We start from the raw sequence: 23,298 nt of genomic DNA on the forward strand, positions 1-23,298 counted from the left end.
TATCCCAGAGCAAATAATAAGCAGTAAAATCTATCTGATAAGAGGACAAAAAGTAATGTTGGACAGAGATCTGGCGGAACTCTACGCAGTAGAGACCAAACAGTTAAAAAGACAGGTACGAAGGAACAGCGAACGGTTCCCCGAAGATTTTATGTTCGAGCTTGACGACCAAGAGTTCAATGACTTGAGGAGCCAATTTGGCACCTCAAGCTGGGGAGGCACAAGATATGCGCCAATGGCGTTTACCGAACAAGGTGTTGCGATGCTCTCAAGTGTACTTGGCAGCCCAACGGCCATAAAGGTAAACATCCAGATTATCCGTGTGTTCACAAAAATAAGGGAAGTGCTCACGGACACCCTGAACCTAAAGCTTGAAATCGAAGAGATCAAAAAGAAACTGGCCAGCCATGGCAAGAACATCCAGCTTGTGTTCAACTATCTGGACGAACTTATCGATAAAAAAGAGAATGAAGAACCCCGAAAACGAATAGGCTACAAACCTGATAAAAAGTAATCAAAACTCCCCAGGGCAAAAAACCCAGACATTTTACAGAATGCGTCAAAAGTTGATAAAGCAGTATTCCGTAAAGTTCCCGCTGGCGCGAGCGTCCCGCTCGTGTTCCGCAACAAACTAGCTAAATTCCTGTTACGCAGCAATAGTTTTAAGTAGCAGAAAAAATTACCTATTTTTATGCCTGCCCGCCCATTTTTTGGCGGGATGCCACGGGAATGAAGTTAAAGAAAAATGTAACCGATGGCACAACTATAACCACCACGGATTATATGGATGGCTTTCAATATACTAACAACGCCCCCGCTCCCGCACGATTGCATCGTGTGGTCTCCAACATTTTAATGAAGTGGCCATATTCCATCTCTTCTAATCTCCATTTCAGTTGGCTCCTTGCATTAATCCTGATATTGAGAAAAAATACTACCTTTATAATATGAGCCGCAACTATAAATTCCATAATCCAGAAGGGCTTTATTTTGTAAGTTTCGCCGTTGTGGAATGGCTTGATGTTTTTACCCGCAATAAATACAAGGATATTTTATTGCAAAGTCTCTCGTATTGCCAAAAGGAAAAGGGATGGAAATAATTGCATGGTGCATTATAGCCAACCATATCCATCTGATCTTTAGAAGTGTAAAGAATCAGCATCCGTCCCAACGGGGGAACGCGATGCAATCGCGCCCAGAGGGTGATTGTTGGATGGTATTGTGGTTTTTCGATATTATGGAGGAGAATGAAGAATCAAAATTGGGAAAGGAACGCGATGCAATCGCGCACCAGCGGGGGTTAGAATAACTAAGTGGGCTATGACATTCAAAAAAATACAGAAATCAATTTATGAGAAATAAAGTATTTATTTTTTTAGATGTATTATTTTATTACACACAATTACAGTATAATTTACTCTTAAAAAATATTTCTCCTTCTAATCAACCGACTATAATTTTAGGAACAATAATTGGTTTTCCTTTTGCATTATTAGTTGACTCTATATACATCTCTTTATTTTGTTCTCCTCCTCCTGCTTGGATTTTTATTTCCGTTTGTTTTGGGTGTATTTTTTTAATGTTGAAGATTTATGAATGGGATAATCGAAAAGAAAAAGTTATTAAAATGAAACCTATGTTTTTTAAAAGCAAAAAGATCAGTCTTTTTATAACAATTACAATTGAGTTGATTTCATTAACTTCATTATTTTTAGGAGGACCTATCGGTAAGTATTTGTTAGAACAATGTGGATGGCAATAGTAGCAAATGATTTCAAAAAAAATAAAACAAGATTATGTCAACAGGTGCAAAAAAATTTAATTTTTCACAAAAAATATTATTAAGCATTTTTCCAATAATAGTAACTGTTTTTATTTTTGACACCATACTATTTAATAAAATTCCATACGAATATTATGTAACATTTTGGTTTATTTTATTCGTATTAATGATTATCCAAAGTATTATATTAATAATTCGAATTCTCAAATTAAAAATGGAGTCCGGTAATAAAGCATTTTATGTTATTCTGATTTTTTCTATCATTTGGTTTCAGTTGTATTATATATGGTATTTAGATGATAGATATTCGCGATAACTAGAAGTGTGGTAAAACCGTTGGTTTTGTACAAGTACAAATTTGGCGGTATGGGTAGTACTCCCCCGCTACCGCGAGCGTCCCGCAGCCAACTTACGAAAAGCCTTAGAATAGTAAGCATTTTTCAGTAATTTTGTTCCTAAACCATCTTCCAAAAAACCTATGTCTAAAACCACACCCCAAGAAGCTTCACAGCTTGCTAAAAACAACTATAATTTAACCGCGAAAGCAACAAAATTGGAAGGTTACGAGGATGAAAATTTTCTTCTCAAAACGGATGACGCCAAAAAGTTTCTTTTAAAAATTACTTCGATTTCAGCTACCAAATCAACAAGCGATTATAAAGAACAGCTAGACTTTCAGGTTAAAATTCTGGAACATCTGTCCCATAAAAAACTAGGTTTTCAAACTTCAGCCGTAATTGCAGGCAATAGTGGGAATTCCTTAGTAGAATTAGGTGATAATAAGTGGGCCCGTTTACTCACTTGGATTCCCGGGCGACTTTGGGCAAGTGTGAACCCTAAAACGGAAAGCTTGCGAAACAATTTAGGAAAAGCCGCCGGAAGTTTAACAATGGCATTACAAGATTTTATGCCTCAGCAAATAAAAAATCATCCCGCCGCAACACGAGATTTAGAGTGGGACTTGGCAAATTCTTCTTGGACCGAACCTCATTTAAATCGGTTTTCGGGCAAGCAGAAAGAGATAATTCAACATTTTCAAAAAAGATTTTCTGAAATTCAACCTATTTATAAAAATCTGCCAAGATCTATAGTCCATAACGACTTGAACGATTATAATATTTTGGTTTCCGAAGATTTAAAATCACCAAGAATTTCTGGTATTTTAGATTTTGGCGATACTGTTTTTACACAAACGGTAAATGATTTGGCCATTGTTTTGGCTTATGCAACCATGCACCTCCCCGATCCGCTTACGGCCGCTTTAGACGTAATTAGCGGATATAACAAGCAGTATCGATTTTCTGAAGCCGAATTGCAATGCCTTTACACCTTGGTGGGAATGCGTTTGGTTGTAACGGTTACAAGTGCTTCAATAAAAAAGGCGGAATTCCCAAATGATAAATATTTTATTATCAGCGAAAAGCCAGCCTGGGATTTGTTGGAGAAATGGTTTGCCATAGATGAAAACTTCGCGCACTATTCCTTTCGAAATGCTTGTGGTTACACGCCCCATCCATTGGAAGAAGATTTTTCTAAGTGGTCAAAAAACAATCAAATCCATTTAAAAACAATCTTTCCAACTATTTCTTGTGAAACAATTGTAAATATAGACATGAGTGTTGGCAGTACATTACTTGGCAACGCATCGGAATATAGCAATCCTGAGCTTGCCGAATTTAAATTGAAGCAATTTCGAAAACAACACCCAAAAAGCATTGTATTAAACGGCTACTTGGAACCACGTCATTTTTACGCAACTGAAGCTTTTAAAAATGAAGGAAACAACGGTACACAATACCGTACCATACATTTGGGAACCGACTTTTGGGTTCCCGCACAAACGCCTATTCACGCTCCTTTTGGCGGTACTGTTAAAATCATACACCACAACAATAACGATAAGGATTATGGGCCTATGCTAATTCTGGAGCACGATTTTGAAACTGGCAAGTTCTATTCGCTTTATGGGCATTTAAACTTGGAATCATTAGATATTCTAGCGGTTGGACAAAAAATTAAACAGGGCGACCTCATTGCTTACGTGGGCACATCAAATGAAAATGGCAATTGGGCACCTCACCTTCATTTTCAACTCGTTTTAGATTTATTGGGTAATAACGAAAACTTTAATGGCGTAGCTTTACCTTCAGAAGTTGATGTTTGGAAAAGCATCTGCCCAAACCCAAATTTTATTTTTAAAGAAGAATTGGAAGCTTCAAGTTCATCTCATAATGAGGAAGAACAAAATATGATTAGATTCAGAAAAGACCATCTTGGAAAAGGCTTGAGTCTTTCGTATGATGAACCGCTACACATTGTTCGCGGCGAAGGGGTTTTTCTTATTGACAATAAAGGCCGAAAATATCTCGATACCGTAAACAACGTAAACCATGTAGGGCATCAACATCCAAAAGTGGTTGCCGCTGGCCAAAAACAAATGGCAGTTTTAAATACGAATACACGCTATCTACACCAAGAAATTATCACTTATGCTGAAGCCTTATTAAAAAAGCTGCCATCGCACTTATCGGTAATCCATTTTGTGAATTCGGGCAGTGAGGCCAATGAACTTGCGTTGCGAATGGCGAAAACCGTAACCGGCAATAAAGATATGCTGGCGATAGAAGTAGGCTACCACGGCAATACAAACGCCGTAACAGATGTAAGTTCCTACAAATTTGAAGGGGAAGGCGGATTCCCAAAACCGGAAACCACGCATATTCTTCCGCTTCCAGATCCTTACCGCGGAAAGTATTCAGGAGAAAATTGCGGACTTCGTTACGCAAATCACGCCAAGGAAATTATTGATAGTCTAAAAGCTGAAAATAAAGAAATTGCTGGTTTTATAGGAGAGACCTTGATTAGTTGCGGTGGACAAATTGTTCCTCCAAAAAATTATTTTAACGAAGTCTATAAACACGTTCGCGAAGCTGGCGGAATCTGTATTGCAGACGAGGTTCAAACTGGGTTTGGACGTATGGGGAAAAGTTTTTGGGCATTTGAACTTTACGATATTCAACCAGATATTGTAACCATGGGGAAACCGGCCGGAAATGGCCATCCACTAGCAATAGTTGCCTGCACAAAAGAAGTTGCCGAAAAATTCAATACCGGCATGGAGTATTTCAATACTTTTGGTGGAAATCCAGTTTCTTGTGCCATAGGAAGGGCCGTGCTAGAAGTTATTGAAACTGAAAACCTACAGCAAAATGCTTTGGAAGTGGGAGGTTTCTTAAAAAGTGAATTACAAAATCTAAAAAAAGAATTTCCTATCATTGGCGATGTGCGGGGCGAAGGTTTGTTCTTAGGCTTTGAACTAAATGACTCCAATAAAAACCCCTTACCGGAGCAGGCTTCCTATTTGACCAACCGAATGAAGCAACTCGGGATCTTAATGAGCATTGATGGTCCAGACCATAACGTTTTAAAAATTAAGCCAGCTATGGTTTTCAATAAAGCCAATGCGGAAGCGCTTATTTCTAGACTAAAAACCGTTTTTGGGGAGGATTTTATGGCGTTCGGTTTTAACCAAGAACCAAAGTAATTTAAACAGTACAGAAACCCACTGCGAACTCTGCGTTTTTTGCGGTGGAAAGTTTTATCGCAAAGTCTCAGAGAACGCAGAGACCAAAATAACAAACATCTTTATGAAAAAACTACCTCTATTTTTATTCCTGATCGCAACACTAAATATCTTTTCCCAAACCGAATCTGAAGACAAAAAAGCGATTCTTTCCGTATTAAATAGGCAGGAAAAAGCTTGGAACCACTACGATCTTGAAGGGTATATGCAAGGGTATTGGAAGAGCGATTCTTTAAAATTTTACGGCAGCAGCGGACTTACAAACGGGTGGCAACAAACCCTTGACAATTACAAAAATGCATACCCCTCTAAAGATTTCACCGGAACACTAAAATTCACTGTTGATGCCATCACAAAAATTGAAGCAAACGCATATCACGTTATGGGGCAATATCACTTGGCTCGAAATACAGGTGATACAAACGGTGTTTTCTTAATCATCTTCCGAAAAATTAAAGGCAAATGGCGAATTGTAGCAGATATGAGTTGTTAATTTCCTTTTATCCGTTCCCAAAGCGCCGGCAATAATTTATTGGCGTCTGCTACATCTTTAGGTTCTTCGGTTATCAGGATATCACGACCCGTGCGTTCAATCTTGAAACTAAAAGCGTACTTATCGGAATTTGGATCTAAGCTTATTTTCCCAAAGCGAAGGTCGTTTAGATAAATTCCGCCCTCCTTTTCTGAAATGGTGTACCAACCTTGCGTGATATCAATAAGCCGCTGCACTTTTGGCTCGTTAACCAGTTGGCCCAAAGCTTCGTGATTTTTAGAATGTGAAACAAATTGGATAGGTTTTGTATCAAAAAAAGAATAATCGCCAATCAAGAACGCATCTTCGGTTTCTACATTTGCTGTCCATAACACGGTATTAAAAGGGCTGGGTTTGGTCTGCAATCCAGAATATGCAATATTTTGCTCTTGCAATGCATTTTGAAACTTAAAATAGGTGATTCCTTTTAAAATAAGGGTCAATACCATATAACAGCTGCTAACAATTAAGCCTAGGTTATTGAATCTTCGTCTTTTAATGCTGCCTCGTTTCTGGAGCATTGCCAAAATCAAAAACACCAAAAACGGCACCGTATAAAGCGGGTCGATTACAAATATGTTTTTATATGCCAGCCGAAGATCTAGCGGCCAAAAAAGCTGGGTACCCCAAGTAGTGTGAGCGTCTAACAACGGGTGGGTAACAAAACACAGAAACCAAAACCAAAACCATTGTTTTAAATTGGCTCGTTTATCCCAAAGCGAAAGCATCCAGCCAAACAGCAATCCGAAGACCACGGCAAAAACGATAGAATGTGTAAAGCCTCGGTGTATTTCCAGAGCGGTAACCGTATCGGCAAAATTACTGGAAAGCACATCCAGGTCAGGAATAGTTCCTGCAATGGCACCCAAAACCATGGCTTTGTTGCCTATTTTTTTTCCTAAAACTGCCTCGCCAACTGCAGCGCCCAAAACTATTTGTGTTACTGAATCCATCGCGGCAATCTAATCAACTATTTCCATTTTCTTTAATAAAAATGAAGCATTCATATTTTGGCAAATTCCGGGTTTAAAAGTATAATCGAAGAAAAGCTCATCATTTTCAATGCGTGCATCAAAGAAATAATTTTTTACTTCTGGTAATTCTTCTGCGGCAACACATAGACTTAAATCGTGGGTAGCAATAATTCCTGTAGAATTACTAGCGACAAGCTTTTCAACAAATTTCCGTGAGCCAATAGCTTTGTCAGTACTGTTTGTTCCTTTTAAAATTTCATCCAGAATTATAAAGTAGCGATCGGTTTTAATTTCCTCAACAATAAACTTTAATCGTTTCAATTCGCTAAAAAAGTACGATTCATCATCGGTTAAACTATCGGTGGTACGCATACTGGTAATGAGTTTTATGGGGTTGTATTCAGCTTTTTCGGCACAAACTGGAAGACCGACATTCCCCATGACTATTTGTAGGGAAACAGTTCGTAAAAACGTACTTTTTCCCGCCATATTTGCTCCGGTTACAATAAAGAATTCTTCTGAATTTATGCGAATATCATTGCGAACCATGGTAGCTTCATTCAATAACGGGTGGCCTGCCCCCTTCACTTTTAACACAGGAAGCTTTTCGTTGATTTCGGGAAAAACGTATTTGGGATGGTTAAAGTTGAAATTCCCCAGACTGTTATACCCATCAAAAAACGTAATTACATCAAACCATAGGGGTACACTCTCCTTGTGTGCCTTAATCCATTGTTCTATGTTATGGCATTGGCGTAGGTTGCGAAGTGTAAAGGCGTTTATTATGAATCCGAAAATCATAATATCGCCTTGGCCCAAAACGTCTAGATACCTAGCAAATTGTTTAATGAGCGTAGAGGCTTTTGTTTTAGACTCAATTACCGAATTTCGTTTTTCAAAAAGTATTTCGGAAGCAAATTCCTCATTTTCAATTTCTAAAATAAGCTTATGAAACTGCTCAAATGTACTCTGCATCTTAGAAGTATGAGAAAAAAGATTACTTATTTTTTTCTGATAAATACCTGAAATAACGAACCCCAAAATAAACCAACCCGCAACCGCATAGCCTGAAACCACGTTGTATATGGCCAAAACAATCAAGGCAACGGAAATTATCGAAAACAAGATTGAAACCGGCTTGACCCACTTTGGAACAAAAAACTGATACTCTTTAAGCCAATCTGTTACAGCTTTTGTTGAAGCCTCCGTTTTTACCAAGGAAGCAATTGCGGAAAACTTTTGGCGCCATTTTGGTTTTTTAGATAATTCGGAAATCGCCTCTTGTTTTTTGGGTATGGCATCTATTTTATTTTCGGTTAAAAGTTTGGCCAAAAAATTGGAGCCGCTTTCCAAGGCAGTTCTATTCAGGTATTGAAAAAAAGAGCCTCTTCCAAAAAGGTCAATATCCAAACTGTAAAAGTGGGTATGATCCTTGTATTTTTCGCCGGAAGGCAAATGGTGAAAAGCACGGTTTAAAACTTCAATCTCAGCTTCATTTTGTGCGATTAATGCTTTTTCAAGATCGCGTTTATATTGCAATTCACTGTGTTTTGTAACCAAGTAGATAAAAGCCACGATGGCAGCAGCAACTATAGCAATAATGATTTTTGCACTTCCGAAGAAAAAATAAACCCCAAAACAAGCCATCAAAAAAACCAACACTCTAAATGTGCTGGAAATTGCGAGTTTGCTTTTTAAATCTTTTAAGTTGGCAGTATGGGTTTCAATCTGCTGGGTATAAAATTCTGATGGTTTGTTCATTGTTAGTTATTATACCTACAAGGAGCCCCTGATCTTGATCGCTATCGAAGCGGGAACAACCTTGCCGGATATTACATGTTTTTTTGTCTGCAATGGGCTTACATAGCCGCCAACTCCTCCTGCATTTTTTTTGTGAGGCCCTTTACAACCAAATCATACGAATGGTCTATTAATTCAGTAAGTAACTTAGGTGAAAGGTTCTTTTCCAACTCAACCGTGTTCCAGTGTTTTTTATTCATGTGGTAGCCTGGATTTATTAAACCGTCGTATTCCTCGCGGAGTTCAACGGCGCGTTCGGGATCACACTTAAGGTTCGCGGTTGTAGGATGTACGGCAATATTGGTTAACGCAAACATCTTTCCCATTACTTTAAAGACAAGTGCTTTATCATCAAAAGGAAATGATTCGGTAACCCCTTCTTTGACAAGACAATATGCTCTAAATTGTTCTATGTTCATGTTATTTGATTTTTGATTATACCTACAAGGTTTTGGAAACCTTGCAGGATGTTTTGGAAACCTTGCAGGACGTTTTTTGAAATCTTACAAACATCTAAACACCAAATTTACTTTTCCAGTTTCGAGCTTTCCTCAGGTGTATAAAGTGCTGAATAGTTCAATTTCCAATTAATAGTTTCTACGAGTGTCTCCATAAGTTGAATGGTTTCCAAAGCTTGTTTTGAAGCTTCGTCATACAAGCCGCTTTCAGGCACCTTATCAACTATATGTTTTTTGGCTTCTTGGTTTATATCTGTTAAATCGGATGCCGTAAATGGGTTTGCCCAACCTTCTCGCTTGTCGTAATATTTAAAATCGGTTTCTATGGTAAGCAACTCGGGTTGTGGAAAATTGGTTAAAATAATGGTTCTATTTTCCGTGTCGGCCTCCATTTTCAATTTTGTAAGATCAAAACCAATGTGGGCTTTAGCTTCAATAAGCACTAAGGCTTTCTTTTTACCCAATAATAAACTTATCCATTTGTCCTTTACGTTTTCGTAGTAGAATATTTCAGAAAAGTCACCTTCAACAGTTATAAATTTACATACACTGCGAATTTTTTCCATCAAAACAACAGACTGTGTACTTACCTTTTCCTTCTTTCCGCCGCTAAAACGGGCAAAAATAAAGTAAGCGATTACAGCCCCTACGGCTAAACCTATAAAAAGATATTCCATAAATATTATTTTCCTATACTTCCCAAGTGCGTATTCTTAAAACTATCCGGATATTTTAATCCATACCCGAAAATTCTATCTAATGACGCATGGGAAACAAAATTACACCTATTAAAATTAACAGCGAAACATTGAAATAAAATCCTGCTACTCCAACGGCAATCGCAATTGCTTTGTGATGAAAAATATTATAAGTGATAGCACCAATCTTAGTATTTATCACGTAACCAATGGCTCCAATATCCGGAGTTAGAATCAAAACCAGAAACCACCACCAAGCATAATCTAAATGGGAGAAAAGGAAGATTCCGAAAAGGAATTGCGCAAGCTCCTCAATTTTTAAAGTTATTTTCATTTTTTAAATACTTTTATAAAGTACGGGTTTACTAGGCGTGGCATCGTTGTGAAAAGATGCAATTTGAAGGTTTAATACATAACTGCCGTCGTCAATACTATTGGGGACGTAAATTAGTTCTGAAATTGTACAATCTCTGCGCGGATTTTCAGGGTAGTTCCAAAATGCCTTATGTGCTAAGAGTTTACCGTCGTCCTTTTCCTTATCAACCGACGGCAAATCAATCAGCAAATGTTTTACCCCGATCCCCCTTAAAAACAAAGCTGCTTTTTCATCAAGATACGGCCAATTGGTGTTGGACCAATGTTTCGATTTTTTTTCAGAAGTATTCGGAAGTGTCCTGATTACAACCGCTTCAGGAGTTTTCCCGTTTAGTGCATTTTTGATTCTTTCTTCGGAAATAATTTCGTCGTCATTAATTTTTTCAGGTTTTACGGAAACTACTTCGGCTATAAAAAAGAAAGTATTCAAAGCTTTGTTTACGGAGTAAAATTCTTCTGAAATATGCCCAAAACATTCGGTATGCGTGCCGTGCGCATGTGGATTAAAATATATATTATTAAAATTAACCGAAGCCCCTGCAGAAACTTTCGCAGTCCAATCGCCCATTTTTACCGGTTCAATAGTAGGTTCACTTAAGTACCAGGCCAGCGGATTTTCTTGGGAAGCTCGTAACGGAATTGAAATATCCAAGGGTTTAGAAAGATCAACTTTAATAAAACGGGCATCAATTTCAATGGTGGTCTTCATTTCTTAACTTTTAGGTTTTTCAGAACTATTAGCTTTTGTTTGTCAAAAGTAGTTTTATTCGTAACATTCGGCTTTAATTTAATTTGATAATCTACAAGATCCTCAAACTACGGCAGACACGTGAAAGCTTACATGAAAATGAAACGATAACCGCCAATTGTTACACCATAAACAAATCGGAAGCAATTCCATCGCTCAAAAATTTTCCTTTTTTTGAGACTTTCAATGTTTGGCCTTCAAGGAGAAGCATATCATTTTGCAAGTGACTTTTCGCCTGATTTATAAGGTATGCAGAAAAATTTTTTCCAAATTCAGTTTCAACTTTTTCTAAAGAAACACCCTTTTTGGTGCGCAGGCCAGTCATTATATATTCATTGTATTTATCGGTCAAAGAGAGTAGTTCCTTTTCAGCGGGCAATTTTCCAGCTTCAATATTTTTGATGTAAATGGTATTGTTTGCCACGTTCCAACTTCGGGAGTTCCCGTCATAACCATGGGCTGAAGGACCAATACCTAGATACGATTTTCCTTCCCAGTAAGCAGTGTTGTTACGCGAATAGAAACCTGGCTTACCGAAGTTTGAAAACTCATAGTTGTCCAATCCTGCTTTTTCAGCTTTATGTACCAAAATTTCATAATGCTGTTTTGCAACCTCCTCATCAACTGGCGGCACAATTCCTTTATCTATAAACTTTTTTAAAGCGGTTTTGGGCTCCACGGTAAGCGCATAGCACGAAAGATGCGGTACATCAAGTAGCAAGGCAATTTCCATGTTTTTTTCCCAACGTTGGTTGGTCATCCCGGGAATCCCATAAATTAAATCGATGCTAATGTTTTCGAAATATTTCTTGGCCGCAACAATACATTCCCTTGCTTCAGTTGCATTATGAGCGCGATTCATCAATTTTAAATCTTCTTCAAAAAAAGATTGAATACCAATACTCAATCTATTAATTGGAGAATTTGACAATTGGGTTAATTGGGCATTTGTTAAATCGTCTGGATTCGCTTCAAGAGTTATTTCAGCACTTTTAGCGACCCTATAATTTTTATAAATAGTGTCAAAGATCTGCTTCAATTCTTCCGAAGAAAGTAAGCTAGGCGTACCCCCGCCAAAATAAATAGTATTTACCAATCCGTTAACCTCTTCTTTCCGCAGCACTAGTTCTTTGCAAATTGCTTGAACCAACGTTCCTTTTTTCTTCAGAGAAGTGGAAAAGTGAAAATCGCAGTAATGACAAGCCTGTTTACAAAACGGAATATGGATATAGATTGAGCTTCCACTAGACATCACAAAATCTGCATCTATCTTATTTTCAGTCATTTAAAGCAGGTTTAAGGGTAGAAATGCGCTAATAGGAAACAAAAGGCACTTCCAAAAACAGAATTCATTCTTTTTTATAAGTTCAAAATTACTTATATTTTCACGCTCAAGCATATATATAAACAAAATAGTATAATCTAAATTCAGACTTTCCTATGCAAAAGTATTTCAGCTTACTTTTTCTTTTATTTTTTTCTAGCATACTAACCTTCGCTCAAGGAAGCGAAGAAAAGCTCAGAGTTGGCTACGCGGGCTCGGCTCCGTTTGTAATGCCAGATAAAAAAGAGGGGATTGTAATTGATATTTGGCAAGAAATAGCTTTTGGCCTCAATCAGAACTACAACCTTACACCTTTTGAATCTGTTGACGAAGGCATTAAAGCCATTGATAACAAAGAGCTAGATATACTAATTGGGCCAATAACCATCAACTCTTCGCGCGCTGAACTGGTTAACTTCTCACAACCGTACTTTAATACCGAGATGGCTATACTAGCGCCGGTAATAGAAACTTCTATATGGGGAAAAATAAAACCATTTCTATCCTCAACATTCATATATGCTGTAATCGGACTTTTGGTTATTCTTACCATTGTAGGCTTCTTATTTTGGGCTGTAGAAGGAAGAAAATACCCGGAGGAATACGGTGAAGGTGTTGTTAAAGGTACGGCGTCTGGGGTCTGGTTGGCGGTAGTAACCATGACAACCGTTGGTTATGGAGATTATGCGCCCCGAAGCCCGGCAGGCCGTTTTATATTGGGCTCTTGGATGATTATCTCGTTAATTTTGGCAACTTCATTTGTAGCTGGTATTGCCACTACCTTTTCACAAAGTTCAGAAGACGATTACACCATTACAAGCATAAAGCAATTGGAAAACAAAAAAGTTGCCGTTCCAAATTATAAAAAAATAATTGATAGAGTTCGAGATTCCGATGGCACTCCTATTCCTGTAGGCGACGTATCTGAAGGCTATGAGATGTTGTTGAAGGGAAAAGTTGACGCTTTAATTTATGACGAAATCCCTTTGGAATATATTTTTAGCGAAGATAAAAAAGAAGAATTCGTATTGAGCAAGAAAAAATTATCACCTCAATATTATGGATTTTTATTCCCCATTGGCAGTACTCTTAAAAGAGATGTGGATCTTGAAATTATAAGCCTCCAAGAAAATCAAGAAATTTCTCGTATCATTGAAGATTGGATTGCAAGGAATTAGAGTGAATCGGAAAAACCCTGAGACCAGAAGAAATCAATAAAAGGTAAGCTCCGCTCAAGGGTACTTCCTTTGGTGAATGTGAATACTGCGAACTCTTTATTTAACTCTATCTTCATTCTGTTTTACAAAAGCAGCCCAGCCGGTATAGCTTTTTCCAGTTTCAATTTTCCCGGAATTGTAAAAGTGGCAAACCGCAGCTGCAAGACCATCGGTGCTATCTAAGTTTTTAGGAAGTTCTTTTAAACCCAAAAGACTTTGCAACATTCGGGCTACTTGTTCCTTACTGGCATTTCCGTTACCCGTGATGGCCATTTTAATCTTTTTTGGCGAGTATTCTGTTATGGGCACTTCTCTTGAAAGCCCAGCCGCCATTGCAACTCCCTGCGCCCGACCCAACTTTAACATAGACTGTACGTTCTTGCCGAAAAATGGAGCTTCAATAGCAATTTCATCGGGTTTATGGGTATCAATAAGCTCAATAGTACGTTCAAAAATTAGTTTTAGCTTTACGTAGTGATCGCTATATTTTTTAAGCTGAAGCTCATTCAGTTGTACAAACTCCATCTTTTTCCCTATAACCTTTATCAATCCAAACCCCATAATTGTGGTTCCAGGATCAATTCCTAAAATTATTTTTTCTGTTTCCATGTTTGTTGTAAAATAACGAATATAATTTTACTTAATCCAAAATGATATCCAATCTATATTCAAGCTACAAAATCCCTACTATAAGTTCTGAGAAACAATATAACCTCCTGTCCAAGCATTTTGAAAGTTAAAACCACCGGTAATAGCATCTATATTAAGCACTTCCCCTGCTAGAAAAAGGTTTTTACAAATACGGCTCTCAAAGGTTTTAAAGTTCACCTCTTTTAAAGCTACACCGCCAGCAGTTACAAATTCTTCCTTAAACGTACTTTTGCCTTCAACAGTAAAAACGCTCGAAGTTAATTGGTTTGCGAGATTTTGAAGATTTTCACGCGTAGCTTCTGCCCAAGTTAGGCGCTCATCAATACCCGCGGCCTTTACAAGGTTCTGCCAAAGTCTTTTTGGCAACTCAAATTGTGCATATTTAAGGATTGTCTGCTTTCCCTGCGAGATTTTAAATTCTTTTAAAGCCTCAAAAACATCTTCCTCAGCATGCGTATGGAGCCAATTTACTTGAATCTTAAATTGGTATTTTAAGGGCTCAAGAATTCGCGCGCCCCAAGCCGAAAGTTTTAAGATTGCAGGACCGCTCATTCCCCAGTGCGTAACCAATAAAGGGCCATCACTTTCTAGCAGTATCTTGCTTTTTTCGTCTAGCACCTTTATCGAAGCTTGTGTACTAATACCAGGCAAATCCATGATACGCACATCTTTTATGTTGAAGGTAAACAACGAAGGTACTGCAGGAACAATGCTATGCCCCAGGGTTTTGAGCAATTTCCAAATTTTTGGATTACTACCTGTAGCCACCACAACTTTTTTAGCAGAAAAGCTATCGGTAGTTGTATTTATGACGAAATGTTCATCGTTTTTCTGAATATATTTAACCGATTGGTTTAAAAGCACATCAACCCCCAGACGTTGCGTTTCAGAAAGAAAGCAATCAATAATGGTTTGGGACGAATCGGTAACCGGAAACATTCTTCCGTCTTCCTCAATTTTTAATGCTACTCCACGCTTTTCAAACCATTCAATAGTATCTCCAGTCATAAAAGTGTGAAATGGCCCTAGAAGTTCCTTTTCGCCTCGTGGGTAATTTTGAGACAGTTCTTTCGGCAGAAACTCGGCATGGGTAACATTGCATCGTCCACCACCTGAAATTTTCACTTTGGTAAGCACTTCCTTCCCGCGTTCAAGAAGTATAATTTTAGCCTTGGGATTCTTTTCCGCAGCATTGATTGCCGTAAAAAATCCCGCGGCTCCACCGCCTAGTATTAAAATATCGGCATGTTTCAAGAAGCTACTTTTTCATCAGCAAAAGATTCGCACAAGGCAATGGTTTCTTTTACATCGTCTAAGGTTGTTCGTGGGTTTATCAAGCACATACGCAGTACAACTTGTCCGTTTAACACAGTGGTTACCAACAGCGCTTCTTTAGAATCGACTACACTTTTCGAGATTCGTTGGTTTAAGGCATCTAGTTTTTTCTCCGTAAGCTTGTTCCCAATTGGGTTGTATCTAAAATTGATTACTGCCAAGGTAGCTGGAGAAATTACTTCCCAATTCGGGCTTGTCCTTAAAAAGGCTTCCGTTGCTTCGGCAAGTTTTACGTTATAGCTAATTGCCTTTCGGAATTCGCCTAATCCAAAGGTTTTAACCGACATATAAAATTTTAAAGCTCTAAACCGGCGTGTGAGTTCAATACCGTGGTCATAAAAGTTAATTTCAGAAGTATTGCCTTCAATATCACGTAGGTATTCTGGTTTTTCGGTAAATGTTCCTTTTAGCCATTTGTGGTTTTTAATTAGAAGACAACCTATTTCATAAGGTTGATAAAACCATTTATGTGGATCTATGGTCAATGAATCTGCCTTTCCAATTCCCTTTAAAAGCTGTTTTCCCTCATCGGAAAGAATTGAAAAACCGCCGTAAGCACCATCAATATGAAACCATATTTCTTCTTTTTTACAGATTTTTGCAAGGTCTGCAAGCGGATCTACCGTTCCCGTATTGGTTGTTCCGGCAGTAGCAATCAGACAAAATGGATGTAGGCCTTCCAATCGATCTTTTGCAATTGCATTTTTTAACTTGTTAAGTGAAAATTTGAATTCGCCATCGGTTGGGATAACACGAATTTGATCCTTGCTAAAGCCCAAGACGCGAATGGCCTTAATATTTGACGAGTGTGCCTGATCTGAAAGGTAGATTACAGATTTACTAAAATCGTCGCCGCACTTTATCGTTCTTGCGGTAACCAAAGCGGTTAGATTTGCCATGGAACCACCACTGGTGAAAATTCCTCCGCCTTTTTTCTGTGGAAACCCGAACATTTTTAAAAGCCAGTTCATGGCTACAATTTCCATTTCGGCGGCTGCTGGAGAAGCTTGCCAACCTCCGGAAAATATATTGAACCCAGCCGTAAGCCCATCGGCCATAGCGCTAATGTAGTTGCTTGGCCCGGGTACAAAGGAATATGATTTTGGATGCGACACAATATTACTTTTGGTCATCACTTCTTCCAAAACAAAATTCAAGACTTCTTTGGCATCTGTTGGCTTTTCTGGGGCTTCTTCCAAAAAAAGTTGTTCCATTTCTGCTCGAGAGCCAGAAACAACGGGTAGTTTTTGGTTTTGAGTATCAAAGTGGTCCACAATGGCGTCAACCACTTCATAGCCATAGCTTTTCATATCTTCATGGCTCAATTCCAGCGTAGCTTTATTCTGAGTTTTCACGTTTCTTTTCTTTAATTTTTTCGAAGTGCAAAATTACGATTTTAGAAAGGGAATTAGAGGGTTCCTTGAACAAAAAATGTCTTGATAATTAAACCAAGACATTTTTAAAAATTTATTTTCTAAACGCAGCGCTATACTGATCTTACGCTTATTCCACAATCATCTTCTTAGTAAGGGATTTTTCATTCCCTATAAATTGAAGTATATATACCCCTGAAGGAAGGTTAATTGACAAACTTTGTTGCCCTTCAGAGATTTTTTCTGTAGTAATTAAATTGCCTTGAATTCCGTAGATTTCAATTTTATCAAAACCGAGAACCGTATTGAAATTGATTCTATCTTTTACAGGGTTTGGATAAAAGCTAAAGTTTTCGGTGGTATTATCAGCTATTCCTAGAACACCACAAAGAAAGGGTTCAAAAATAACTTCACCCAAGCTAGCGTCGTCAACATTATGGAAAATTACATCTTCCACTTCTTGCGGCGTGCTTTCCTCATCTTCAATCCAGCAATTGTATTTTGCAGAAATGGTATTGGCTGTGTTGTTGTAAATGGCATATACAGCACCGTTATTTCCATTTTCAGAAAAAACATTCTCACCCGGGTTGTCAAGATCATCTCCAAGATTTATGCTAGCCTCTCCAATTACGGTAATTCCCCATAGGTTTCGGCGTATTTCATTTCCAGAAGCAACAACCTCATAGGGGCTACTTCCTGTATTAAGAGATATTCCGCTACCACCAATGGCTGGATTCCCTTCGATATTATTGTCTTCTATAATATTGTTCCTGATGTATGCAAAGGTATTTGCGCCAACAACAGTAATTCCGTAACGGTTGCCTGTAATGGTATTGCCATCAATAATTGCCAATATGTTGCCGCCGGTAAAGTTTGAAACTGCAATTCCACCAACTCTATCCATTGCAGAGTCGCCAATTATTGTGTTCTGGATAATTTTTAAGGTATCACTCGCCATGGTGGTACCCATGTTTATTTGCGGTCTGTTGCTGTTGCTTTGGTTGTTACCCTCAATATAATTATTAAAAATATAAGCCGAAACTTGACGATTTGCCGCACTACTCACTGCAGGCAATTCGTTAAAAGTAAACGTATTGTTGGTTATCTCGGGCTTTCCGCGTGATAAGGAAATTACCGACCCAGTAGAAGCTCCCGATACATTGTTGGTAAGCGTACTATTATTTATGGTGAAATCTTCGTTTAACACCTTTAGCCCACCGCCGTATTCAATAGTGGCATTCTGGATATTGACCATTGAATTTTCTTCAAAACGAAAACCGTCATAAGGTGCGTTTTCATCAATGGCGGTTATGGTAACCTCGTCAGAGTCTACGGTAAAGCTTCCTGAAACGGTAACCCGCAAGTCAGCATCAATAGCAAGTGTAAGATCCGAATCTATAATCACAGCATCGTTTTCTGCAATTGTAAGGTTTCCTAAAAGTGAATAATTAGACCCCGAAACAGTAATGGTGGTGGGGCTTGCCGCTGCAATGTCATCTAGCGTCCAAGTCACACCAGTATTAGGGGTTGTGTAATCTTGTGCAAAAGAAAAGGCAACTGCACAAAAAATAAAAGAAATGTTTAAAATTAGGTTTTTCATTGGTTGATTTTTATTTGAAGTGTAAAAGTAATCATAAGCCTTTTATCAAAAAAAATTATTCCTCAGTTTCGCATTTCAAAAAACACTAAATTTGAAGCATGGTGCTATATATTTTAATCATAATATTTATAATAAGTCCATTTTTACCAGCTATCGGAAATCCACATTGGTTTTTTCGAACACCGGATTTCATAAGACTCCAATCTCTATTTATTCAGCTTATCCTTTTAGTACTATTCTTTTACTTTGAAACAGAATACACAGCTTTTAGTTGGGCATTACTACTCGCGTTACTTGCAACAATGGCATATCAGTTTTACAAGGTTTTCCCCTATAGCCCACTATTCCCTAGGCGAAGATCACACGACGCTAGCGATGGACACGTATCTATTCTAGCCGGAAATGTGCTACAGACAAACACCTGCTACCCTGATTTTTTAAAGGAAATAAAAAAATTTGATCCTGATCTTGTTTTGACTATGGAGTCTAATAAAGACTGGGGAAATTGTCTTTCTGAAATTGAAAGCGACTACCCGCATAGTGTAAAAGTACCTTTAGAAAATTTCTATGGCATGCACCTTTACTCAAAAAAAGAATTGATAAACGCAACTGTAAAGTATCAAATTGAAGATGATAAACCATCTATCTTTTTTGAATTCCCTACGGAAGGGAATCCGCATATATTTTTCTGCTGTCTTCACCCCGCACCACCTAGCCCAACAGAAAACGAAACTTCTAAGGAACGCGATTCCGAATTAATGCTTACAGGAAAGCAAATTAGAGAATTAGACAAACCAACAGTTGTTTGTGGCGATATGAACGATGTAGTATGGAGCCGCACAACTCGCCTATTTAAAAAAATGACTGGAATGATTGATCCGCGTGTTGGCCGTGGATTCTTTTCTACTTTTCATGCGGCTTACTTCTTTTTGAGATTTCCATTAGACCATCTGTTCCACACCCGCGATTTATATGTAGGCAAGATGATCCGGTCTAAGAATTTTGGGAGCGACCATTTTGCGATGTATTATGAAATCCACCATAAAAAGAAAGCGGAAACTCCAAAAAACCCTAAACTGAACGGAGATGAAAAGGAAGAAATAGAAGAATTGATAGAGGAAGGGAAAGATTAAAAGCAGGTGATTTTCTAATTACAAATACCCTCTAACTTCCATATATTTCAGTGAAACACAACTATTCAAAGAAATTCGTTAGCATTCGTTTTGTGTTAACTCTCTGAAACAAATTAAGAAGCCCCATAAAACGCATTTAAAAGAGACCCCGAAATTACCTCGTATAAAATAGAAATCTCTCGGTTGGTTTTAAGATTTAGTAAATCACCAAGACATAAAAGCTTTCATTAGTGTCCGATTAAAAGAGTGAGAAAATTTGTTGAGTCACAGATAATAGGAAATTAGAATATTTTTTATTTAATGACAGCATGCTATTATACTTAGCATCAAAATTTATCAATTAAAAAGTATGTTTAATCTAGTTTTCAATCTATTAAAAAGCAAGTCTTACGTCTTATGTCTTTCAGCGCAGCGGTCTTATATCTTAGTCGGACACGACTAAAAAGCTTTAATAAAATAATTACGCTATAACGAGTTGGATTTCTATCAATATAGGGCTGGATAAAATTGATGGTAGTTTATTAATCGATGAAACACAATAAAATGAATTTTAAACAAACATTTAATTTATTAGGTAATGTTGACATCTACGTCATCGATCAAATTTTGAAAGGACGCTTTCAATCGGGGCAATCCACCCTAGACGCAGGTTGTGGAAGCGGCCGAAATTTGAAATGGTTTTATCAAAACGATTTTTTAATCACAGGCCTTGATAGTTCTGCGGAAAGGATTAGATTAGCAAAAGAGCGCTATCCAAATGCTTCAGCGCATTTCACCGTCGGGTCCATAGAAAACATGCCTTATCACAAAGAAACCTACGACCACATTATTTGCTGTGCTGTGTTACATTTTGCACAAGATATTACTCATTTCAATAAAATGTTCACCGAAATATATCGTGTATTAAAACCAAATGGAACTTTGTTGATTCGCGTTGCTTCAGATATTGGATTGGATGGAAAAAAACCATTTGTTCAAGATGGAAAAAGCAAAGAATTGAGCAACTTTTATATCACGCGACAGCTAATTTCAGAAATGGTAGAAAGATTTTCCCTAAAACTTCTTGAGCCCATTAAAACTACCAATGTTCAGGATGTACGTGCAATGACCACCTTAGTTTTTCAGAAATAACACGAATTAAAATAATACTTGTATTTTTTGTGTCTAAGATTGTTAATCGCGCTAACCTCAGAAAGATTTTTCCTTCTTCCTTTAATTTCTTAAAGTAAAAAAAAAATGATTACTATTTTTTAAAGCTTGAGGCGCAAGAGCCCAGATAAAGTATTGTTTCCTTTCCCAAGCAATTTAGGGTTTCTGTTAACTACCACAACGAGTAGATTTAATCTTTGGTTGTGGGAGTAGCACATAAATAGTAAAAGAAAAACTAAATTTGACAAAATACTTTCCCTAATGGACAAATTCACCAATAACTCAATAGATATAGGTTTATTACCACAATTTGAAGAAGTGGGTTTTCAGCCTATCTCAAAGAATTATCTTATAAAAGTAAATCTTCAAAACTTTCTTTTATTGTGTATAACGATGATTGGTTGGGGAGTTTTTACTTATTTTGAAATAAGCAATACGCTTTCCATTATACTTTTTATTCTGATTGTTTTATTCTTTGTATTTCAATTTTGGAACACTTTTAAGCAGCAAAAGAATTATGGTTTTGCACTTAGAGAAAAAGACATCCTTTTTAGAAGAGGTTACCTGGTGAATAAAACAACTGTTGTTCCTTTTAATAGAATTCAGCACGCTTCTATTTTTAGTGATGTGCTGGATAAGTATCTTAAAATCGCCACGCTAAAAATTTTTACCGCGGGCGGAAGTGGTAGCGATATTATAATTCCTGGCCTGACCCCTGACCTTGCGCTCCGATTAAAAGAGGCCTTGGCCACAAAACTTACAGAGCATGAACTCTAATTGGTTTGCAATCCCGCAAAGACAATCGGGAATTGGCGTCCTTTTAATTTTTATCACAAGGATTTTCAATTTATTAAAAGGGTTTTGGGCTATAATCGCCTATTTTCTATTTACCGACTATAGTGTTTCAACATTAATTTACATTGTCTTGGGCTTGGGAGTTCTATCGGTTCTGGTCCTTGTTTATAGCTTCGTTTTTTACCGAAATTTCCTTTTTCATATAGATATTACAAACCAAGAATTTGTGCTGGAAAAAGGGGTTTTCACTAAAGAAAATATCACAATCCCATTTGATAGAATTCAGCAAGTATATGCCAAACGTTCCATTATACAGCGTCTTCTTAATGTAAACAGTTTTATAATTGAAACAGCGGGCAGCAAAAATGAAGAGATCAAAATTCAGGCTATTTCTAGTGAAAAAGCAAATCAGCTTTCCGCTATCTTGATGAAGGAAAAACAGAAATATTCTGAAAACGAGCCAGTTTCAGAAGTTGAAGACAAAACCAGTAACGAACAGTTCTGGACCCACAAACTGAGTTTTCTAACCTTGCTAAAGCTAGGAATAAGTACTAATTACCTACGAGGACTGGCATTGATTGCTGGGTTTTTTACAACTATTTACAATGAAATAAGTACGGTTTCAGAAGAACATTCCGAGACCATGCAGAAGTATTTCTCCGACCTTCCTGGTCCTATGGAATCGATTTCTATTTTTATCTTGATTGCGGTGGTTGTTTTGTTAATGAGCATTTTGATAACCGTTATTGAAGTGCTTATAAAATATTTCAACTTACAATTAACGCAAACAAAGGATAGCCTGCAGTTGGAAATGGGTATAAAAACTAACACCAAAATTTCTTTACAGCCAAGACGCTTACAAGTATTACAGGTGATCACAAACCCCGTTCAAAAATGGCTGAATTTATACGAAGTGCGTATTTCCATTGCGAACACAGAAAACAACCTAAAGAAAAGCAAAATTAAAATCCCCGGTTTGGATGAGGCTACAGTTTCTAAAATGAACTTTTTTCTGTTTAAAGATCAAGTCAGCAATTTTGGAGAAAGTTATCTACCTCATAATATTATGTTGATAAGGCGTATTATAATAGTTCTCTTACCTGTTGTTGCTAGTTATTTTGCAGTGTTTTTTACGGATGTGTTGCCTTTTAAAATTTGGTTTATTCTGGTTTCAATTTACACCATCATCGCAATCATATGGCAGGTTTTGATGTTTAAATCTTTGAAGTTAATTGTTTCAGAAGACTATATTTTTAAGGAATATGGAGTCTGGAATAAAACAGAAGAGCGCGTTGAAATTTACAAACTTCAATCAATTAGTGTACATCAGCCATTATGGTATAGAAAAAAGAATTTGATTAATCTTGTTTTCCATACCGCTGGCGGAGATATTTCATTTAGAGGTGTTAACAAGAACATTCTCCCGTATATAAATTATATGTTTTATAAAATTGAATCAGATTTACGCGGCTGGATGTAGGAATGGAAAGCTAATGAAGGTCGGCTGATTGTTTATAAAAATGTTTCATTACATCTAGAAACATAATACTGATTCTGGTTTAGATAATTCGATTCAATTTGTGCCAGCGATTTTTGTATCAAAGGTCCTCCATTTTTAATTCCTTCACAACTTTTTGTGTTGAGCCAACAATACCTCTAAAGATAGAAAATAAGCTAATAAGGTTTACTGGTTTGCAGCCTCGAACCAATTATTAAGCTAATAAGGTTTACCGAAGGGTTGCAAAGCTGATTTCAACAAGCCGAGAATCT

At 37.4% G+C, this 23,298-nt stretch carries 20 protein-coding genes and 1 pseudogene; 10 read left to right on the top strand and 11 right to left on the bottom strand.

Translation table 11 applies throughout. The features are described 5' to 3' along the window. The first annotated feature begins 34 nt into the window (after nucleotides 1–34). From QPK98_RS00990 to QPK98_RS01010, 5 genes are all read left to right on the top strand, one after another. The gene (locus QPK98_RS00990) at nucleotides 35–514 is read left to right on the top strand and encodes an ORF6N domain-containing protein (protein ID WP_341769331.1); all 480 of its coding nucleotides are present in this window, start codon (nucleotides 35–37) and stop codon (nucleotides 512–514) included. Between the two features lie 433 nt (nucleotides 515–947). Next, on the top strand, nucleotides 948–1,100 hold the full coding sequence (locus tag QPK98_RS00995) for a hypothetical protein (protein WP_310991157.1): 153 nt from the start codon (nucleotides 948–950) through the stop codon (nucleotides 1,098–1,100). A 251-nt stretch (nucleotides 1,101–1,351) separates the two neighbouring features. Then, nucleotides 1,352–1,762, top strand: coding sequence for a hypothetical protein (locus QPK98_RS01000; protein ID WP_310991158.1), 411 nt, complete (start codon nucleotides 1,352–1,354; stop codon nucleotides 1,760–1,762). Between the two features lie 499 nt (nucleotides 1,763–2,261). Beyond that, a complete protein-coding gene (locus QPK98_RS01005; RefSeq protein WP_310991159.1) occupies nucleotides 2,262–5,327 on the top strand; it encodes an aminotransferase class III-fold pyridoxal phosphate-dependent enzyme in 3,066 nt (1,021 codons plus the stop codon). A gap of 103 nt (nucleotides 5,328–5,430) precedes the next feature. Next, nucleotides 5,431–5,859 (top strand): YybH family protein, encoded by a 429-nt coding sequence (locus QPK98_RS01010; RefSeq protein ID WP_310991160.1) that lies wholly within the window; start codon nucleotides 5,431–5,433, stop codon nucleotides 5,857–5,859. On the opposite strand, the gene QPK98_RS01015 is transcribed toward QPK98_RS01010, so the two are convergent. The 7 genes and pseudogenes from QPK98_RS01015 to hemW all read right to left on the bottom strand — a co-directional run bounded on the left by QPK98_RS01015 (nucleotide 5,856) and on the right by hemW (nucleotide 12,236). Continuing rightward, nucleotides 5,856–6,851, bottom strand: a complete 996-nt coding sequence (locus tag QPK98_RS01015; RefSeq protein WP_310991161.1) for a metal-dependent hydrolase — start codon at nucleotides 6,849–6,851, stop codon at nucleotides 5,856–5,858. The two genes, QPK98_RS01010 and QPK98_RS01015, sit on opposite strands and share 4 nt — an antisense overlap. A 9-nt stretch (nucleotides 6,852–6,860) precedes the next feature. Then, a complete protein-coding gene (locus tag QPK98_RS01020) occupies nucleotides 6,861–8,633 on the bottom strand; it encodes a MutS-related protein (RefSeq protein ID WP_310991162.1) in 1,773 nt (590 codons plus the stop codon). Between the two features lie 98 nt (nucleotides 8,634–8,731). Beyond that, on the bottom strand, nucleotides 8,732–9,091 hold the full coding sequence (locus QPK98_RS01025; protein ID WP_310991163.1) for an MmcQ/YjbR family DNA-binding protein: 360 nt from the start codon (nucleotides 9,089–9,091) through the stop codon (nucleotides 8,732–8,734). Between the two features lie 107 nt (nucleotides 9,092–9,198). Beyond that, nucleotides 9,199–9,807 (bottom strand): DUF4230 domain-containing protein, encoded by a 609-nt coding sequence (locus tag QPK98_RS01030; RefSeq protein WP_310991164.1) that lies wholly within the window; start codon nucleotides 9,805–9,807, stop codon nucleotides 9,199–9,201. Between the two features lie 5 nt (nucleotides 9,808–9,812). Further along, a pseudogene (locus QPK98_RS01035) lies at nucleotides 9,813–10,162 on the bottom strand (DUF4260 domain-containing protein). 3 nt (nucleotides 10,163–10,165) lie between these two features. Further along, nucleotides 10,166–10,912, bottom strand: a complete 747-nt coding sequence (locus QPK98_RS01040; RefSeq protein WP_310991166.1) for a cyclase family protein — start codon at nucleotides 10,910–10,912, stop codon at nucleotides 10,166–10,168. Between the two features lie 160 nt (nucleotides 10,913–11,072). Next, nucleotides 11,073–12,236, bottom strand: a complete 1,164-nt coding sequence (hemW, locus tag QPK98_RS01045; RefSeq protein WP_310991167.1) for a radical SAM family heme chaperone HemW — start codon at nucleotides 12,234–12,236, stop codon at nucleotides 11,073–11,075. Nucleotides 12,237–12,391: 155 nt separating this feature from the next. Here hemW and QPK98_RS01050 point away from each other — a divergent pair, with 155 nt between their 5' ends. Next, a complete protein-coding gene (locus QPK98_RS01050) occupies nucleotides 12,392–13,453 on the top strand; it encodes a transporter substrate-binding domain-containing protein (protein WP_310991168.1) in 1,062 nt (353 codons plus the stop codon). A gap of 96 nt (nucleotides 13,454–13,549) precedes the next feature. Here QPK98_RS01050 and ruvC read toward each other — a convergent pair whose 3' ends face one another. The 4 genes from ruvC to QPK98_RS01070 all read right to left on the bottom strand — a co-directional run bounded on the left by ruvC (nucleotide 13,550) and on the right by QPK98_RS01070 (nucleotide 18,451). Further along, nucleotides 13,550–14,101, bottom strand: a complete 552-nt coding sequence (ruvC, locus tag QPK98_RS01055) for a crossover junction endodeoxyribonuclease RuvC (protein WP_310991169.1) — start codon at nucleotides 14,099–14,101, stop codon at nucleotides 13,550–13,552. A gap of 78 nt (nucleotides 14,102–14,179) precedes the next feature. Beyond that, nucleotides 14,180–15,397 (bottom strand): BaiN/RdsA family NAD(P)/FAD-dependent oxidoreductase, encoded by a 1,218-nt coding sequence (locus QPK98_RS01060; protein WP_310991170.1) that lies wholly within the window; start codon nucleotides 15,395–15,397, stop codon nucleotides 14,180–14,182. Further along, nucleotides 15,394–16,788 (bottom strand): pyridoxal phosphate-dependent decarboxylase family protein, encoded by a 1,395-nt coding sequence (locus tag QPK98_RS01065; protein WP_435373087.1) that lies wholly within the window; start codon nucleotides 16,786–16,788, stop codon nucleotides 15,394–15,396. Before QPK98_RS01065 ends, QPK98_RS01060 begins: the two co-directional genes overlap by 4 nt. Before the next feature lie 193 nt (nucleotides 16,789–16,981). Beyond that, the gene (locus QPK98_RS01070; RefSeq protein WP_310991172.1) at nucleotides 16,982–18,451 is read right to left on the bottom strand and encodes a T9SS type A sorting domain-containing protein; all 1,470 of its coding nucleotides are present in this window, start codon (nucleotides 18,449–18,451) and stop codon (nucleotides 16,982–16,984) included. A 302-nt stretch (nucleotides 18,452–18,753) separates the two neighbouring features. Here QPK98_RS01070 and QPK98_RS01075 point away from each other — a divergent pair, with 302 nt between their 5' ends. From QPK98_RS01075 to QPK98_RS01090, 4 genes are all read left to right on the top strand, one after another. After that, the gene (locus tag QPK98_RS01075) at nucleotides 18,754–19,584 is read left to right on the top strand and encodes an endonuclease/exonuclease/phosphatase family protein (RefSeq protein WP_310991173.1); all 831 of its coding nucleotides are present in this window, start codon (nucleotides 18,754–18,756) and stop codon (nucleotides 19,582–19,584) included. A 543-nt stretch (nucleotides 19,585–20,127) separates the two neighbouring features. After that, nucleotides 20,128–20,715 (top strand): class I SAM-dependent methyltransferase, encoded by a 588-nt coding sequence (locus QPK98_RS01080; RefSeq protein ID WP_310991174.1) that lies wholly within the window; start codon nucleotides 20,128–20,130, stop codon nucleotides 20,713–20,715. 279 nt (nucleotides 20,716–20,994) lie between these two features. Beyond that, complete coding sequence (locus tag QPK98_RS01085) at nucleotides 20,995–21,510, top strand: PH domain-containing protein (RefSeq protein WP_310991175.1); 516 nt, start codon at nucleotides 20,995–20,997, stop codon at nucleotides 21,508–21,510. Then, the gene (locus tag QPK98_RS01090) at nucleotides 21,500–23,008 is read left to right on the top strand and encodes a PH domain-containing protein (RefSeq protein WP_310991176.1); all 1,509 of its coding nucleotides are present in this window, start codon (nucleotides 21,500–21,502) and stop codon (nucleotides 23,006–23,008) included. Before QPK98_RS01085 ends, QPK98_RS01090 begins: the two co-directional genes overlap by 11 nt. Nucleotides 23,009–23,298: the final 290 nt, after the last annotated feature.

The sequence above is a fragment of the Aequorivita marina genome, assembly GCF_031631895.2.
Taxonomy (GTDB): Bacteria; Bacteroidota; Bacteroidia; order Flavobacteriales; family Flavobacteriaceae; genus Aequorivita; species Aequorivita marina.

Coding starts and splice junctions, on each gene's coding strand:
- QPK98_RS00995 (WP_310991157.1), top strand. CDS start 948: ATGAGCCGCAACTATAAATTCCATAATCCAGAAGGGCTTTATTTTGTA.
- QPK98_RS01000 (WP_310991158.1), top strand. CDS start 1,352: ATGAGAAATAAAGTATTTATTTTTTTAGATGTATTATTTTATTACACA.
- QPK98_RS01005 (WP_310991159.1), top strand. CDS start 2,262: ATGTCTAAAACCACACCCCAAGAAGCTTCACAGCTTGCTAAAAACAAC.
- QPK98_RS01010 (WP_310991160.1), top strand. CDS start 5,431: ATGAAAAAACTACCTCTATTTTTATTCCTGATCGCAACACTAAATATC.
- QPK98_RS01015 (WP_310991161.1), bottom strand. CDS start 6,851: ATGGATTCAGTAACACAAATAGTTTTGGGCGCTGCAGTTGGCGAGGCA.
- QPK98_RS01020 (WP_310991162.1), bottom strand. CDS start 8,633: ATGAACAAACCATCAGAATTTTATACCCAGCAGATTGAAACCCATACT.
- QPK98_RS01025 (WP_310991163.1), bottom strand. CDS start 9,091: ATGAACATAGAACAATTTAGAGCATATTGTCTTGTCAAAGAAGGGGTT.
- QPK98_RS01030 (WP_310991164.1), bottom strand. CDS start 9,807: ATGGAATATCTTTTTATAGGTTTAGCCGTAGGGGCTGTAATCGCTTAC.
- QPK98_RS01040 (WP_310991166.1), bottom strand. CDS start 10,912: ATGAAGACCACCATTGAAATTGATGCCCGTTTTATTAAAGTTGATCTT.
- hemW (WP_310991167.1), bottom strand. CDS start 12,236: ATGACTGAAAATAAGATAGATGCAGATTTTGTGATGTCTAGTGGAAGC.
- QPK98_RS01050 (WP_310991168.1), top strand. CDS start 12,392: ATGCAAAAGTATTTCAGCTTACTTTTTCTTTTATTTTTTTCTAGCATA.
- ruvC (WP_310991169.1), bottom strand. CDS start 14,101: ATGGAAACAGAAAAAATAATTTTAGGAATTGATCCTGGAACCACAATT.
- QPK98_RS01065 (WP_435373087.1), bottom strand. CDS start 16,788: ATGAAAAGCTATGGCTATGAAGTGGTTGACGCCATTGTGGACCACTTT.
- QPK98_RS01070 (WP_310991172.1), bottom strand. CDS start 18,451: ATGAAAAACCTAATTTTAAACATTTCTTTTATTTTTTGTGCAGTTGCC.
- QPK98_RS01075 (WP_310991173.1), top strand. CDS start 18,754: ATGGCATATCAGTTTTACAAGGTTTTCCCCTATAGCCCACTATTCCCT.
- QPK98_RS01080 (WP_310991174.1), top strand. CDS start 20,128: ATGAATTTTAAACAAACATTTAATTTATTAGGTAATGTTGACATCTAC.
- QPK98_RS01085 (WP_310991175.1), top strand. CDS start 20,995: ATGGACAAATTCACCAATAACTCAATAGATATAGGTTTATTACCACAA.
- QPK98_RS01090 (WP_310991176.1), top strand. CDS start 21,500: ATGAACTCTAATTGGTTTGCAATCCCGCAAAGACAATCGGGAATTGGC.